Raw genomic sequence first — 14,404 nt, 5'->3', positions numbered from 1 at the left:
AATGTTCCACATTCCGGTGCCGGCCGCGCTGGAAACATCTGTCCCAGAACACGACCATGAGCACCACAGTCAAAAACTGTGCTGCTACAGGCTCCTTAGAAAGGAGGTGATCCAGCCGCACCTTCCGGTACGGCTACCTTGTTACGACTTAGTCCTAATTACCGGTCCCACCTTCGACGGCTCCCTCCCACAAGGGGTTAGGCCACCGGCTTCGGGTGTTACCGACTTTCATGACTTGACGGGCGGTGTGTACAAGCCCCGGGAACGTATTCACCGCAGCGTTGCTGATCTGCGATTACTAGCGACTCCGACTTCATGGGGTCGAGTTGCAGACCCCAATCCGAACTGAGACCGGCTTTTTGAGATTCGCTCACCCTTGCAGGTTCGCAGCTCTTTGTACCGGCCATTGTAGCATGCGTGAAGCCCTGGACATAAGGGGCATGATGACTTGACGTCATCCCCACCTTCCTCCGAGTTGACCCCGGCGGTCTCCTATGAGTCCCCGGCATTACCCGCTGGCAACATAGGACGAGGGTTGCGCTCGTTGCGGGACTTAACCCAACATCTCACGACACGAGCTGACGACAGCCATGCACCACCTGTAAACCGACCATAAAGGGGCACCTATCTCTAGATGTTTCCGGCATATGTCAAACCCAGGTAAGGTTCTTCGCGTTGCATCGAATTAATCCGCATGCTCCGCCGCTTGTGCGGGGCCCCGTCAATTCCTTTGAGTTTTAGCCTTGCGGCCGTACTCCCCAGGCGGGGTACTTAATGCGTTAGCTGCGGCACGGAGTTCGTGGAATGAACCCCACACCTAGTACCCACCGTTTACGGCGTGGACTACCAGGGTATCTAAGCCTGTTTGCTCCCCACGCTTTCGCTTCTCAGCGTCAGGAAAGGTCCAGAGAACCGCCTTCGCCACTGGTGTTCCTCCTGATATCTACGCATTCCACCGCTTCACCAGGAATTCCATTCTCCCCTACCTTCCTCAAGTCTGCCCGTATCGGAAGCAGGCTCAGGGTTAAGCCCTGAGTTTTCACTACCGACGCAACAAACCGCCTACAAGCTCTTTACGCCCAATAAATCCGGACAACGCTCGCACCCTACGTATCACCGCGGCTGCTGGCACGTAGTTAGCCGGTGCTTCTTCTGCAGGTACCGTCACTCTCGCTTCGTCCCTGCTGAAAGCGGTTTACAACCCGAAGGCCGTCATCCCGCACGCGGCGTTGCTGCATCAGACTTGCGTCCATTGTGCAATATTCCCCACTGCTGCCTCCCGTAGGAGTTTGGGCCGTATCTCAGTCCCAATGTGGCCGGTCACCCTCTCAGGCCGGCTACCCGTCGAAGCCTTGGTGAGCCACTACCTCACCAACAAGCTGATAGGCCGCGAGTCCATCCTTGACCGCCGGAGCTTTCAAACCAACACGATGCCGTGAAGGCTGGTATCCGGTATTAGCACCTGTTTCCAGGAGTTATCCCAAAGTCAAGGGCAGGTTACTCACGTGTTACTCACCCGTTCGCCACTCGTGTACCCCCGAAAGGGCCTTACCGTTCGACTTGCATGTGTTAAGCACGCCGCCAGCGTTCGTCCTGAGCCAGGATCAAACTCTCCGTTGAAAATTATCAGTACAGACACCCCAAAAGGCACCTGCTCAACTGTCAACTAGTTTGATACCGACAAAATCCAAAAAACTGGACTTTAATCAATATTAATTCAAAGGAATCCATCCCCAACCAAAGCTGGGAGACGGGTTCGCACGACAAGACTCCGAAAAGCCTTGCCAGTGCATGTATTTGGCATTGACTTAAAGCACACTGTTGAGTTCTCAAGTTTCGGGTGCGACCCGCGCTTCAACCACACCATTTCCAGTGCGATTCCCGCTTGGGGCAACTCGATCAACCTTACTCACTTGCTGCCGGCCGGTCAAATCCGCGCCGTCTTCAGCTTGTTCGGTTGAGTTGTCTTCGCCGCTGAGCGGCTCGTCCAACTTTACTTACTTACGCTCGGCCTGTCAAATCGTTTCGATTTGGCTGAGGAGCTTGAGTAGCAGTGGCAAATCCCCCGTGACTGGGAGTTTTGCTTGTTGGCAACCGCATTCGCGGAGCCAAATATTACTCGGCTTACCTCATCGATGTCAAACCGTCTGGTTCGAGGCCGACCGCTGTTGAGTTGTTCGTCACCGCCGAAGCGGCCCGCTACACATTACCCGTTTCCCTGGCGGCCGGCAAATCGTCGGCCCCTGGCCCGCGCCAGTCGCCCAGGCATGGAGCGGGTTCGTCTGAACGCACACTCGTCCCGTAGCTACGGCTTGGTGGGTATGGCTCCTGGTCCGTCCTGATTCAGTGCGGTGCACCTCGGAGCTTGAGGAACATTACACCTGTGCCGCAGTCCCGGCAAATCAGACCTGGGGGTGATCCGGATGCGTGCACGCCGCAGTGCATTCGTACAGTGGAGCCATGAGACTAACCGGCTGCGCCATTGCTGCTCTGACGGCGGGCCTCCTGGTGGGTTGTGCTCCCATGAGGGCTGGGGTGGTTCCGTCCCCTCTGCCCTCTTCCCCGGGCAGCACTGCTTCGCCCACCGCTGCGTCGTCGACCCTAGAGGCTCCCAGTCCATTCGCCGCCCGCACCGTCAGCGTCAACGTGAGCGGGGACCTGTTGTGGCACAACAGTCTCTGGGCCAGCGCGGAGCTGGATGCCGGCGCGTCGGCCTCGGGGAGGTTCGACTTCGTCCCCCAGCTCGCGTCTCTGACCGACTACGTGTCCGCCGCTGATCTGGCCATCTGCCATTCCGAGGTGCCCTTCGCCCCCGCGGGAGGCCCGTACGAGAACTACCCCACGTTCGCCGCACCCCAGGAGATCGCCCCGGCCATCCGGGCGACGGGTTGGGACCTGTGCACCACGGCGTCGAACCACACCATGGACCAGGGCTGGGAGGGGTTGGTGCGCACGATCGAGGTGCACCGGGCTGCGGGGATCCTGACCGCCGGCTCCTACGCCTCGCCACTGGAGGCGGCCACCCCGGTGATCTTCAGCACGGCCTCACCTCGTGCTTTCATGACGGTGGGTGGACTGTAGCGGCCTGAGATGGCGAAAGTGCCCCTGACTTGGGATGATGTGACTTGTCTAGAGAAACATCGACCAAGAAGAGGAGCACCTTCGAGGTGAAGAGTACCGGCTCCTATCCCAGGGTCCATGTCGACACCGCCAAGGTCACCGCGGTCGGCCAGGCCGGCGGGATCCTGCTGACCGAAACCATCAGGGCGGCCGGCCTCGACCACGCCCTGTCGGAGGCGCTGTCCCGGTGGCGGAAGCCGTTGGCTGTCCATGACCCGGGCAAGATCATCTGCGACTTGGCGATGTCGCTGGTGCTCGGCGGTGAAGCGTTGAGCGACCTCGCTACTCTCCGCGCCGAACCGGGGATCTACGGCCCGGTGGCATCGGACCCGACCGTGTCCCGCCTCATCGCCGCCTTGGCCGAGGACGCGGACAAGGCCATCAAGGCGATCGCCGGAGCCAGGCAACAGGCCCGCGCCAAGGTCTGGACCCTGGCCGGTCACCATGCCCCCGACCATGTGGCGACTGCCGAGGATCCTGTGGTGGTCGATCTCGACGCGTCCCTGATCACCGCACACTCGGAGAAACAGCAGGCGGCGCCCACGTTCAAACGAGGATTCGGGTTCCACCCCTTGATGGCGTTCGCCGACCACGGCCCCGAAGGCACCGGTGAAGCCCTCGTGATCCACCTCCGGCCCGGTAACGCCGGCTCGAACACCGCCACCGATCACATCACCGTCACCAAGCAGGCGTTGGCGCAGCTCCCCGACCGCAGCCCTCGCCCGGGGCGCAGGGTCCTGGTCCGCGCGGACGGCGCCGGCGGCACGAAGGACTTCACCGCCTGGCTCGCTCAGCATCGGGTGTCGTATTCGGTGGGATTCACGCTCCCACTCGACACCCCCGCCCTCTACCAGCAGGTCCCCGACTGGGTCTGGGTCCCCGCCCTCGACACCGACAACCAGGCACGGGAAGGGGCCGATCTAGCCGACTTCACCGGCCTGCTCAACCTCGACGGCTGGCCTACCGGGATGCGGGTCATCGTCCGCCGCGAACGCCCTCACCCCGGCGCTCAGCTGCGCTTCGATGACGTCGACGGCTACCGACTCACCGCCTTCGTCACCAACACCACCACCGGCACCCTGCAGCAGCTCGAGTTGCGGCATCGTCGCCGCGCCCGCTGCGAAGACCGCATCCGGATCGCGAAAGACACAGGACTGGCCAACCTGCCCCTGCATGGGTTCGACCAGAATCGGATCTGGTGCCAGATCGTCGCACTCGCCTCCGAGTTGCAGGCCTGGAGCGGGATGCTCGCGCTCGCCGGCCATGAAGCCCGCCGTTGGGAGCCGAAACGGCTGCGCTACCGGCTCTACACCATCCCCGCGACGCTCGCCAGAAGAGCCCGCCGCGTCGTCCTCCACCTCACCGAGCAATCCCCTTGGGCCGAGCTGATCGTCGACAGCATCGGCCGACTCCGAAACCTACCGGCACCCGCCACCTGACCCTCGGGCCTCCACACGTCCCACCGAATCTCGAAGCTCTCGGCCTGGAACCCCGCACCGCAGACGTCACGCGGGGTCTTGTCACACCCACCTGCAAGAATCAGAACAACCTCGACGCCACCGGCGCCGACCAGCCCCACACAGGACGGTCATGAAGGATCGAGGCTCAGGCGTGAAGGTGGCCGTGGTGAGCCAGACCTACGGGCTGAACGGTCTGGCGAGGCCGGCCGGTAAGCCCTGGTCCGTCGACCTGCTCGACGCCGAGCGGGCTGTGGCGCAAGCGAGAGCGGCCAAAGCAGCGGGGGCCGACCTCGTGGCGGTGCACATGCACGCCGGAGACGAGTACTCCAGCGCCGTCACCGCTCAGCAGGCCGCCTACGCCGAAGCCGTGACTGCCGCGCCGGAGGTGGACCTCGTGTTCGGGCAGCACGCCCACGTGGTGCAGCCCATCACGAAGGTCAACGGCAAGTGGGTGGTCTACGGGGCGGGCAACCTGATCGCGGCCAGCGGCCCCGCCCAACCCCACACCTACGACGGATACGTGGCCCAGATCACCTTCACGGAGCAGGAGGGCGGGGCCTTCACCGCCACCGCCGCAGAGTACGCACCCACCATGATCACCGCGAAGTCGGGCAGCGTGCCCGCCCGGGTCCACCTCATTCCAGATGAGCTCAGGAAGGGTACGCCGCTGTCCTCCGCGATGTTGGAATCCGCCGCGCGCACTCGCGCCGTGGTGCACTCGCTCGGCGCCGAGGGCCTGACTGAACGGCAGTAGCCGTCGAGGTCTCAGCGCAGGCTGGCGATGCCGACCGTCTTGCGCCCGCGCCGCACGACGGCGAAGCGACCGTGCAGCAGCCGTTCCCCGTCGAGCGTCACATCCGGGTCCTCGACCTTCTCGTTGTTGAGGTACGCGCCGCCCTCGGCCACAGTGCGACGGGCTTCGCCCTTCGACTTCGACACTCCTGCCGCGACCATCGCGTCGACGATGGTGGCCCCGGGTTCCAGCTCGCCGCCACCGACTTCGCCGGCGACACTGCTGAGCGTTTCCGGGCTCAGTTCGTGCAACTCGCCGCGACCGAAGAGCGCCGCGGCCGCGGCGACAGCCGCCTCCCGGTCCGCTCTTCCGTGGACGATGTCGGTCACTTCATCAGCCAGCGCCCGCTGCGCCTCGCGCTTGAAGGGCGCCTCGATGGTGGCCTGCTCGAGGGCCTCGATCTCCTCGCGGGAGCGGAACGAGAACACCTTCAGGTAGTCCACCACCTTGGAGTCCTCCGAGTTCAGGAAGAACTGGTGGAAGGCGTAGGGGCTGGTGAGCCTGCCGTCGAGCCAGACGGTGCCGGATTCGGTCTTCCCGAACTTGGTGCCGTCCGCCTTCGTCAGCAGCGGGGTGGCCAGCGCATGCGCCCTCCCCTGGTCTGAACGACGGATGAGTTCCACCCCTGCGGTCAGGTTGCCCCACTGGTCCGAGCCGCCCGTCTGCAGGGTGACGCCGTAGCGGCGGTACAGCTCACGGAAGTCCATCGACTGGAGGAGCACATAGGAGAACTCCGTGTACGAGATGCCGGCCTCGAGGCGACGGGCCACCACGTCGCGGGCCAGCATGCGGTTGACCGGGAAATGCTTGCCGACGTCGCGCAGGAAGTCGAGCACCGACATGGTGCTGGTCCAGTCGTAGTTGTTGACCATGGTGGCGGCGTTCGGGCCGTCGAAGTTGACGTAGCGCCCCACCTGGCCGCGGATCCTGTCCACCCATTCGTGCACCAACTCGACCGAGTTCATCACGCGCTCGCCTGATTCCTTCGGGTCACCGATGAGGCCGGTGGCACCGCCCACCAGCATGAACGGCTGGTGGCCGGCGTCCTGCAACCGGCGGGCCAGCAGCGCCTGCACGAGGTTGCCGGTGTGGACGCTCTCCGCCGTGGGGTCGAAGCCGATATAGAACTTGACCGGCCCGTCGTCCAGGTGCGCAGCGAGCGCCTCCGGATCGGTCGAGTGGGCGATCAGCCCACGCCAACGCAGGTCGTCAAGTAGTGCATTCACAAGCGCCATCGTAGCGTCCGCTCCCGGGGAGCCGTTCCGCGCCCGTCTGACGGTGCGACTACCCCGCGGGCCAGCCGAGCTGCCGGTACCGCCTGCGGCGGATCGCCCTGCGGTCGCGGCCGGGCATGGTCACGACGCGGGCGACCTCGTCGTGCAGCGCCTCGCCCAACCGTCGGCAGAACTCCGCGCGGTCCCGGGCGGGGTCGTCCGGCTCCGCAACGATGCGGTCGACAATGCCGGCCGTCACCAGGTCTGCCGAGCGAACCCCCTGGGCGGTGGCCATCTCAGCCGCGTGATCGACGTCGCGGTGCACGATCGCCGAGGCCCCCTCGGGTGGGAGCGGCGCGAGCCAGGCGTGCTGTGCGGCGACCACGCGATCTGCCGGCGTCAGGGCCAGCGCGATGCCGCCGGTCCCCTGCCCCATCAAGAGGCTCACGGTGGGGCTCGGCAGGGTGAGCAACTCGCTGAGCGTCCGGGCGATCTCCGAGGCCAGCCCGCGCTCCTCCGCCTCCTTCGACAGCGCCGCCCCAGGGGTGTCGATGACGGAGATCAGGGGCAGCTTGAGCTCGCGGGCGAGCCGGATCCCCCGTCGGACCTCCCTCAGGGCGGCGGGGTCGAGCGGCCGCCCCTGGTCGTGTCGGTCCTGCCCCACGATGACGCACGGCGCATCGCCCCAACGGGCCACGGCCAGGACGGAGCCGGGGTGGGACTCACCGTCGCCGGTGCCGTTGAGCATGGTCACGTCCGAAGCGGCGACCTCAAGGAGGTCGCGGAGGCCGGGGCGGTCGTCGCGGCGGGTGCGGGCCACCGACTCCCAGGCGGGGACATCCGGCAACTCCACCGCGGACGGCAGCGGCGGCGGCATCGCACCGACGCGCTGCTGGACCACGCTGAGCAGTCTGTCCAAGGCCGCCGGCACGTCGGCGATGTCGCACACGGCATCGATGACGCCGCGTTCGGCCAGGTTGTCCGACAGTTGCACACCGGGCGGGAACGGGGCGCCGTAGAGCGCTTCGTACACGCGGGGTCCCAGAAAGCCGACGAGGGCGCCGGGCTCCGCGAGCGTGACGTGCCCCAGCGATCCCCAGGAAGCGAACACGCCGCCCATCGTGGGGTTGCGCAGGTACACCAGGTACGGCAGATGTTCGTCCTTGTGAGCCATGACGGCGCCGGTGATCTTGACCATCTGGAGGAACGCGACGGTGCCCTCCTGCATGCGGGTGCCGCCGCCCACCGGCAGCGCGATGATGGGGAGCCGCTCAGCGGTGGCGCGCTCGATGGCGCGGGTCAGGCGCTCCCCCGCCGAGACGCCGATGGACCCGCCGAGGAAGGCCGCATCACCGGCGACGAGCGCCACACGTCTGCCGTTGAGGGTGCCCTCACAGGCGACGACCGACTCGTCACGACCCGTCCTCGCGCGGGCGGCCTCCAGGTCGTCGCGGTACGGCTCGACGATGGCGGGATCCGGGATCGCCTCGTCCCAGTCCCGGACGGAGCCGTCGTCGAGGATGGTGGAGATGATCTCGTCCACAGTGAGTCGCGTCATTGCCTGCCCCTGTCAGCGGATGGCTTCAGGTTAGTGGGGCCCGGCCGGCATCAGAAATCCGCCAGAGCCGCCTGGGCTGCCCGGAGTTCGGCGAGCTGTTCGGCGACCCTCGCGGGCGCGGTGCCGCCACGTCCGTCGCGCGACGCCACGGACCCCTCGACGGTGAGCACTCCGAGGACGGCGTCGTCGAGGTGCGCGGAGATCCGGGGAAGGTCGTCCGCGGCGAGGTCCTGGAGCGTGATGCCCTCGGACTCGCAGTAGCGGACGGTCTCCCCGGCAACCTCGTGGGCGACGGCGAACGGCACGCCGCTGCGCACCAGGTGGTCCGCCACGTCCGTCGCCAGCGAAAAGCCCTTCGGCGCCACCTCTGCCATGCGCTCGGGATGGAACGTCAGCGTGCCGACCATCCCGGCGACCGCGGGGATCAGCACATGCAGCTGATCGATGCCGTCGAAGATGGGCTCCTTGTCCTCCTGCAGGTCGCGGTTGTAGGCCAGCGGGAGACCCTTGAGCGTGGCCATCAGGCCGGTCAGGTTCCCGATGAGGCGGCCGGCCTTGCCCCGGGCGAGTTCGGCGACATCGGGGTTCTTCTTCTGCGGCATGATCGAACTTCCCGTGGACCAGGCGTCGTCGAGGGTCGCGAAACCGAACTCTGCGGTGCACCACAGGATGACGTCCTCGGAGAGGCGGGACAGGTCCACGCCGATCTGCGCCAGCACGAACGCCGCTTCAGCGATGAGGTCGCGCGCCGCGGTGCCGTCGATCGAGTTCGGCACGGACGAGGCGAAGCCCAGTTCCCGGGCTACCAGCTCAGGGCTCAGGCCCAGCGACGTGCCCGCCAGGGCAGCCGAGCCGTACGGGCTGACCGAGAGGCGCTTGTCGAGGTCGTGGAGGCGTTGGATGTCGCGGACCAGCGGCCAGGCGTGGGCCAGCAGGTGGTGGCTGAGCAGGATGGGCTGGGCCGACTGGAGGTGCGTGCGGCCGGGCATGACGGCGCCCAGATACTTCTCCGCCTGGGCCGCGAGCGCACTGAGGACACCGTCGACGTCCTGGGCGATCAGCCGGATCTCCTCGCGGAGGTAGGAGCGGATCAGCGTGGCGATCTGGTCGTTGCGCGAGCGGCCGGCGCGGATGCGGCCGCCGAGGTCCGCCCCGACGATGTCCTTCAAACCCCGCTCGAGGGCGCCGTGCACGTCCTCGTCGCTGTCGGCGGGCAGGAAGTCGCCTGCCTCGACGCGACGGGCCAGCTCGGCCAGCCCCTCATCCATGGCCGTGGCCTGCTCCTGGGTGAGCAGGCCGGCCGCGAGCAGCGCCTTGGCGTGGGCGCGGGAGCCGGCGATGTCGTGCAGGGCGAGGCGCCAGTCGAACTGGGTCGACTTGCTCAGCGCGAACATCGCCTCGCTGGGCCCGCCCTCGAATCGGCCGCCCCAGAGTCGTCCCTGATCAGTGCTCACAAGTCTTCCTTTGCTGGTTTGCCGGTGCGGGTCATCTCGGAGACGGCCCCCACCGTTCGGATGGCGGCCTCAGTGTCGGTGGCGATCACCAGCACGGTGTCGTCGCCGGCGATCGTACCCAACACGCCGGGGAGCCCGGCGAGGTCGAGGTACGAGGCGAAATACTGCGCCGCGCCGGGCGGCGTCCTGACGAGGATCTGGGTGCCGGCGTGCCGGATGGACTGCAGCAGCTCGGCGCACAGCCGGGCGAGCTTCTCCAGGGCGGCGTCCTCGCCCTCCTCCCCTGCGGGGGCGTACACGAGGGCACCGCCGACGGCGCGCTGCCGCACGGCGCCCAGCTCGAGGAGGTCCTTGCTGAGCGTGGGCTGGCTCACGGCGATGCCGTGCTCGGCCAGGGCGTCGATCAGTTCACCCTGCGACGTGTAGCGCGCCTCCACGAGCAACTGACGCAGCGTGGCGAGCCGGCCGGCGCGGGTCAACTTAGGCATTGTCCCGGAGCAGCGCGGGAAGGGCGTCGAGGAACGGCTGCAGGTCGTCGGGGGTCGCGATCAGCGGCGGAGCGAGCCGGATAACGTTGGGCCGCGGTGCGTTGATCACGAAGCCCGCGTCGAGGGCCGCGTCGGCGACCTGCGCGGCGTTCTCGCCGGTCAGCACGACGCCGAGCAGCATGCCCCTTCCGCGCACCTCACTGATCGACGGCGCGTTCAGGCCGCGCACGGCGTCGGCGAGCCACTCCCCTGTGCGGCGCACGTTCTCCAGCACGCCGCCCTCCAGCGCGTCGAGCACGGCGTTCCCTGCGGCGGCAGCCACCGGGTTGCCCCCGAACGTGGTGCCGTGCTGCCCGGGCTGCAGGAGGTTTGCCGCGGCGCCGGTGGCGATGCAGGCGCCGATCGGGAAACCGTTGCCGAGCCCCTTCGCCAGGGTGACGAGGTCGGCGACCGCGCTCACCGTCCGGTGTGCGAGGTATTCGCCGCACCGCCCGAGACCGGTCTGCACCTCGTCGACCCACATCAGCGCACCGTGCGCCCGCGTGAGCTCGCGGATCTCGGCGAGGTAGCCGTCGGGCGCCGGCACAACGCCGTTCTCTCCCTGCACCGCCTCGACGACGACGGCGGCCACGGTGTCGTCGAGAGCGGCCCGCAGCGCCTCGATGTCGCCGTAGGGGACGAACGTGACGTCGCCCGGAAGGGGCACGAAGGGTTCGCGGTACTTCGCGTTGGCGGTGATGGCCAGGGCGCCCATGGTGCGGCCGTGGAAGGCCCCCTCCATCGCGATGATGCGCGTGCGGCCGGTGAGCCGGGTCAGTTTGAAGGCGGCCTCGTTCGCCTCGGTGCCGGAGTTGGTGAAGAACACCCGGGCACCGGAATCGCCGGTGAGTGCGGCGAGCCGCTGCGCCAGCCGAATCTGCGGCTCGCTGGCGAAGAAGTTCGACACGTGGCCGAGGCGGCCGAGCTGCTCGGTGATCGCCTGCGTGACGCCGGGATGGGCGTGGCCCAGGGCATTGACCGCCAGGCCGGAGAGCAGGTCGGTGTACTGCCTGCCGTCGGCGTCCCAGAGGTGCACGCCCTCGCCGCGCTCGAAGATGCGCTTCGGGGCGCCGAAAGCGTTCATCATGACCGCCGCGTAGCTGGCCGTGAGTTGGTCCTGCGTCATCAGTTGTCTTCCTTCGCTACGCCGGCGTTGGTGACCATGGTGCCCACGCCCTGGTTGGTGAAGATCTCGAGCAGCAGGCAGTGCGGGACGCGGCCGTCGAGGACGGTCGCCGAGGTGACCCCGCCGTCGACCGCCCGGACGCAGGCCTCCATCTTGGGGATCATGCCAGCGTCGAGCGTGGGCAGCATCTCGCGCACCTCCTCGGTGCTGATCTGCGTGATGACCGAACTCTCGTCGGGGTAGTTGGCGTAGACGCCCGCAACGTTGGTCAGCATCACGAGGCGCTTGGCGCCGAGCGCGACGGCGAGCGCAGCGGCGGCGGTGTCGCCGTTGACGTTGTACACCTGCCCGTCCGAATCCGGGGCTACCGTGGCGACCACGGGGATCCGCCCGGCGTCGATGAGATCGTTGATGCCGGCGGGGTCCACCGCCTCGACGTCGCCCACCAGGCCGAGGTCGATCTCCTCGTCGTCGACCATCAGCCCGCGCCGCTTGGCGGTGAAGAGACCGCCGTCCTCACCGGACATACCGACGGCGAACGGGCCGTGCTGGTTGATCAGGTTGACGAGTTCGCGGCCCACCTGGCCCACCAGGACCATGCGCACCACATCCATCGCCTCCGGCGTGGTGACGCGCAGCCCGCCGCGGAACTCCGAATCGATGTCCAGCTTCTTGAGCATCGACGAGATCTGCGGCCCGCCGCCGTGCACCACCACCGGCTTCACCCCGACGCGGCGCAGGAACACGATGTCCTCCGCGAAGGCGCGCTTGAGGTGCTCGTCGGTCATGGCGTTTCCGCCGTACTTGATCACGACGGTCTGGCCGGCGTATTCGGCGAGCCAGGGCAGGGCCTCGATGAGGGTGGACGCCTTGGCGATCAGTTCGGGCTGCTGGTGGGGTTGGGGCCTGGTCATCATTTAGGTGGAGTACTCCGCGTTCTCCTTCACGTAGTCATACGTGAGGTCGTTGGTCAGGATGGTGGCTGCAGCGTTGCCGGCGTGGAGGTCGACGGTCACGGCGACATGGCGCCCAGAGAGGTCGACCAGGTTGCGGTCGTCGCCGATCTGCCCGCCCCGGCACACCATGACGCCGTTGAAGGAGACGTCGAGGTCGTCAGCGTTGAACGTCGCGTCCGTGACACCGATGGCCGACAACACGCGGCCCCAGTTGGGGTCTCCGCCGAAGACGGCGCACTTGAACAGGTTGGAGCGCGCGATCTCGCGGCCGACCACCTCAGCGTCGCGCTCGGTTGCCGCTCCGGTGACCTCGATGGCGATCTCGTGCTGGGCGCCCTCGGCGTCGGCGATGAGCTGGCGCGCCAGATCCTGGCAGACGTCCACGAGTGCTGCGGTGAAGGCGCCGATTTCCGGGCGCACCCCGGCGGCGCCGGACGCCAGCAGCGCGACGGTGTCGTTGGTGGACATGCAGCCGTCGGAATCCGCCCGGTCGAAACTGAGCCGGGTAGCTTCCCGCAGGGCTCTGTCGAGGTCCTCGGCGCTCAGGTCCGCGTCGGTGGTGAGGACCACCAGCATGGTGGCCAGGCCGGGCGCCAGCATGCCGGCCCCCTTGGCCATGCCTCCGATCGACCATTCGCCGACGGTGACGCCGGCCTGCTTCGCCACCGTGTCCGTGGTCATGATCGCCGCAGCGGCCGCCGCTCCCCCGTCGGCAGCCAGGGCCGAACACGCTGCGTCGACGCCGGGAAGGAGCTTGTCCATCGGCAACCGCACCCCGATGAGCCCGGTGGAGCAGACGGCGACATTGTCGATGATGAGCCCGAGGTTCGAGGCGACGCGGGCTGCCGTGGTGGCTGAGTCCTGGTAGCCCTCGGCACCGGTGCAGGCGTTGGCCCCACCGGAGTTGAGCACGACCGCCTGGAGCTGGCCGTCGGAGACAGCCTGCCGTGACCACTTGACCGGCGCGGCGAAGACCCTGTTGGTGGTGAAGACCGCGGCGGCCGCCATGGACGGGCCGGTGTTGTGCACGACGGCGACGTCCGGCTTGCCGGACACCTTCAGGCCGGCCGTAGCGCCGGAGGCGGTGAAGCCCTTGGGGAGAGTGACGCTCACGGTGCAACTCCCACGGTGCTGAGGCCGGTGGTTTCCGGCAGGCCGAGGGCGAGGTTCATGGACTGGACGGCGCCGCCTGCGGTGCCCTTGGTGAGGTTGTCGATGGCCGAGATGGCGATCAGGCGCCCGGCCGTCTCATCGACGACGACCTGCACCGTGACGCGGTTGGACCCGACCACAGCTGCGGTCTGGGGCCAGACGCCTTCGGGGAGGAGATCGACGAAGGGCTCGCTCTCATACCGGGTGGCGTAGGCCACGCGGGCGGAGGCGGTGGTCACGCCGTAGACGACCGGGGCGGAGCAGGTGGCCAGGATGCCCCGGGGCATGGGGACCAGCAGCGGCGTGAAGCTCACGTTCACCGCGGAGTCCGTGACGCCGGAGAGGTTCTGGACGATCTCGGGGGTGTGGCGGTGCAGGCCGCCGACGCCATAGGGGCTCATGTTGCCCATGGTCTCCGAGCCCAGCAGGTGCGGCTTGAGCGATTTGCCTGCACCCGAGGTGCCCGAAGCGGCGACGACGGAGATCTGGGAGGCGTCGATCAGTCCGGCTGCGACGGCGGGCAGGAGCGCCAGGGTGGTGGCCGTCGGGTAGCACCCCGGCACCGCGACGCGCTTGCTGCCAGCGAGGGATTCGCGGGCGCCGGGCAGCTCTGGTAGGCCATAGGGCCAGGTGCCGGCGTGCGGGGAGCCGTAGAACTTCTCCCACTGCGTGGCGTCCCGGAGCCGGAAGTCTGCGCCGGCGTCCACGATCAGCACGTCGTCGCCCAACTGCTCCGCGATGGCGGCGGAAGTGCCGTGCGGCAGCGCGAGGAACACGACGTCGTGACCGGCGAGCACCTCGGCGGTGGTGGGCTCGACCACGCGATCTGCGAGCGGCGCGAGATGCGGCTGGTGGTTGCCCAGGCGGTCACCCACACTGGAGTTGCCGGTGAGGGCACCGATCGTCACATCCGGATGCTGCAGCAGGAGCCTCAGCAGTTCCCCGCCCGCGTAGCCCGTGCATCCGGCCACCGCCACTGAATACGTCATGGGGGAAACTATTCCATAGATCGAATAGATATGCCACCGCGCCGGGACCACGGTC

Annotated in this window: 11 protein-coding genes and 1 rRNA gene; 3 read left to right on the top strand and 9 right to left on the bottom strand. The window is 67.4% G+C overall.

Annotated elements, in window-relative coordinates; genetic code table 11:
• Positions 1 to 99: 99 nt before the first annotated feature.
• A 16S ribosomal RNA gene (locus ACX1DX_RS01800) occupies positions 100 to 1,620 on the bottom strand.
• A gap of 1,026 nt (positions 1,621 to 2,646) precedes the next feature.
• Here ACX1DX_RS01800 and ACX1DX_RS01795 point away from each other — a divergent pair.
• The 3 genes from ACX1DX_RS01795 (at position 2,647) to ACX1DX_RS01785 (ending at position 5,334) form a co-directional block, all read left to right on the top strand.
• A complete protein-coding gene (locus ACX1DX_RS01795) occupies positions 2,647 to 3,081 on the top strand; it encodes a CapA family protein (protein WP_459397467.1) in 435 nt (144 codons plus the stop codon).
• Positions 3,082 to 3,167: 86 nt separating this feature from the next.
• Entirely contained in the window at positions 3,168 to 4,559 is a 1,392-nt protein-coding gene (locus ACX1DX_RS01790) for an IS1380 family transposase (RefSeq protein ID WP_459396604.1), read from the top strand.
• 151 nt (positions 4,560 to 4,710) lie between these two features.
• Positions 4,711 to 5,334 (top strand): CapA family protein, encoded by a 624-nt coding sequence (locus ACX1DX_RS01785; protein ID WP_459397466.1) that lies wholly within the window; start codon positions 4,711 to 4,713, stop codon positions 5,332 to 5,334.
• Between the two features lie 11 nt (positions 5,335 to 5,345).
• Here ACX1DX_RS01785 and tyrS read toward each other — a convergent pair whose 3' ends face one another.
• From tyrS to argC, 8 genes are read right to left on the bottom strand one after another with little or no spacing between them, the layout of a single operon-like run.
• Positions 5,346 to 6,599 carry a tyrosine--tRNA ligase gene (gene tyrS, locus ACX1DX_RS01780; RefSeq protein ID WP_459397465.1) on the bottom strand — a complete coding sequence of 418 codons (1,254 nt, stop codon included), beginning with the start codon at positions 6,597 to 6,599 and terminating at the stop codon, positions 5,346 to 5,348.
• Positions 6,600 to 6,657: 58 nt separating this feature from the next.
• Positions 6,658 to 8,145 carry a carboxyl transferase domain-containing protein gene (locus ACX1DX_RS01775; protein ID WP_459397464.1) on the bottom strand — a complete coding sequence of 496 codons (1,488 nt, stop codon included), beginning with the start codon at positions 8,143 to 8,145 and terminating at the stop codon, positions 6,658 to 6,660.
• 50 nt (positions 8,146 to 8,195) lie between these two features.
• Complete coding sequence (gene argH, locus ACX1DX_RS01770) at positions 8,196 to 9,599, bottom strand: argininosuccinate lyase (RefSeq protein WP_182764286.1); 1,404 nt, start codon at positions 9,597 to 9,599, stop codon at positions 8,196 to 8,198.
• Complete coding sequence (locus ACX1DX_RS01765; RefSeq protein WP_182764287.1) at positions 9,596 to 10,087, bottom strand: arginine repressor; 492 nt, start codon at positions 10,085 to 10,087, stop codon at positions 9,596 to 9,598. Before ACX1DX_RS01765 ends, argH begins: the two co-directional genes overlap by 4 nt.
• Positions 10,080 to 11,252, bottom strand: a complete 1,173-nt coding sequence (locus ACX1DX_RS01760; RefSeq protein WP_459397463.1) for an acetylornithine transaminase — start codon at positions 11,250 to 11,252, stop codon at positions 10,080 to 10,082. Before ACX1DX_RS01760 ends, ACX1DX_RS01765 begins: the two co-directional genes overlap by 8 nt.
• A complete protein-coding gene (gene argB / locus ACX1DX_RS01755; protein ID WP_459397462.1) occupies positions 11,252 to 12,169 on the bottom strand; it encodes an acetylglutamate kinase in 918 nt (305 codons plus the stop codon). The genes ACX1DX_RS01760 and argB overlap by 1 nt, the downstream gene beginning before the upstream one ends.
• Positions 12,170 to 13,321, bottom strand: a complete 1,152-nt coding sequence (gene argJ, locus ACX1DX_RS01750) for a bifunctional glutamate N-acetyltransferase/amino-acid acetyltransferase ArgJ (RefSeq protein WP_459397461.1) — start codon at positions 13,319 to 13,321, stop codon at positions 12,170 to 12,172.
• Positions 13,318 to 14,349 (bottom strand): N-acetyl-gamma-glutamyl-phosphate reductase, encoded by a 1,032-nt coding sequence (argC, locus tag ACX1DX_RS01745; protein WP_459397460.1) that lies wholly within the window; start codon positions 14,347 to 14,349, stop codon positions 13,318 to 13,320. The genes argJ and argC overlap by 4 nt, the downstream gene beginning before the upstream one ends.
• Positions 14,350 to 14,404: the final 55 nt, after the last annotated feature.

Source organism: Tessaracoccus zhenghani (assembly GCF_054552775.1).
This window is presented reverse-complemented; position numbering and strand designations above follow the sequence as displayed.

Coding starts and splice junctions, on each gene's coding strand:
- ACX1DX_RS01775 (WP_459397464.1), bottom strand. CDS start 8,145: ATGACGCGACTCACTGTGGACGAGATCATCTCCACCATCCTCGACGAC.
- ACX1DX_RS01760 (WP_459397463.1), bottom strand. CDS start 11,252: ATGACGCAGGACCAACTCACGGCCAGCTACGCGGCGGTCATGATGAAC.
- ACX1DX_RS01785 (WP_459397466.1), top strand. CDS start 4,711: ATGAAGGATCGAGGCTCAGGCGTGAAGGTGGCCGTGGTGAGCCAGACC.
- argB (WP_459397462.1), bottom strand. CDS start 12,169: ATGATGACCAGGCCCCAACCCCACCAGCAGCCCGAACTGATCGCCAAG.
- argC (WP_459397460.1), bottom strand. CDS start 14,349: ATGACGTATTCAGTGGCGGTGGCCGGATGCACGGGCTACGCGGGCGGG.
- ACX1DX_RS01765 (WP_182764287.1), bottom strand. CDS start 10,087: ATGCCTAAGTTGACCCGCGCCGGCCGGCTCGCCACGCTGCGTCAGTTG.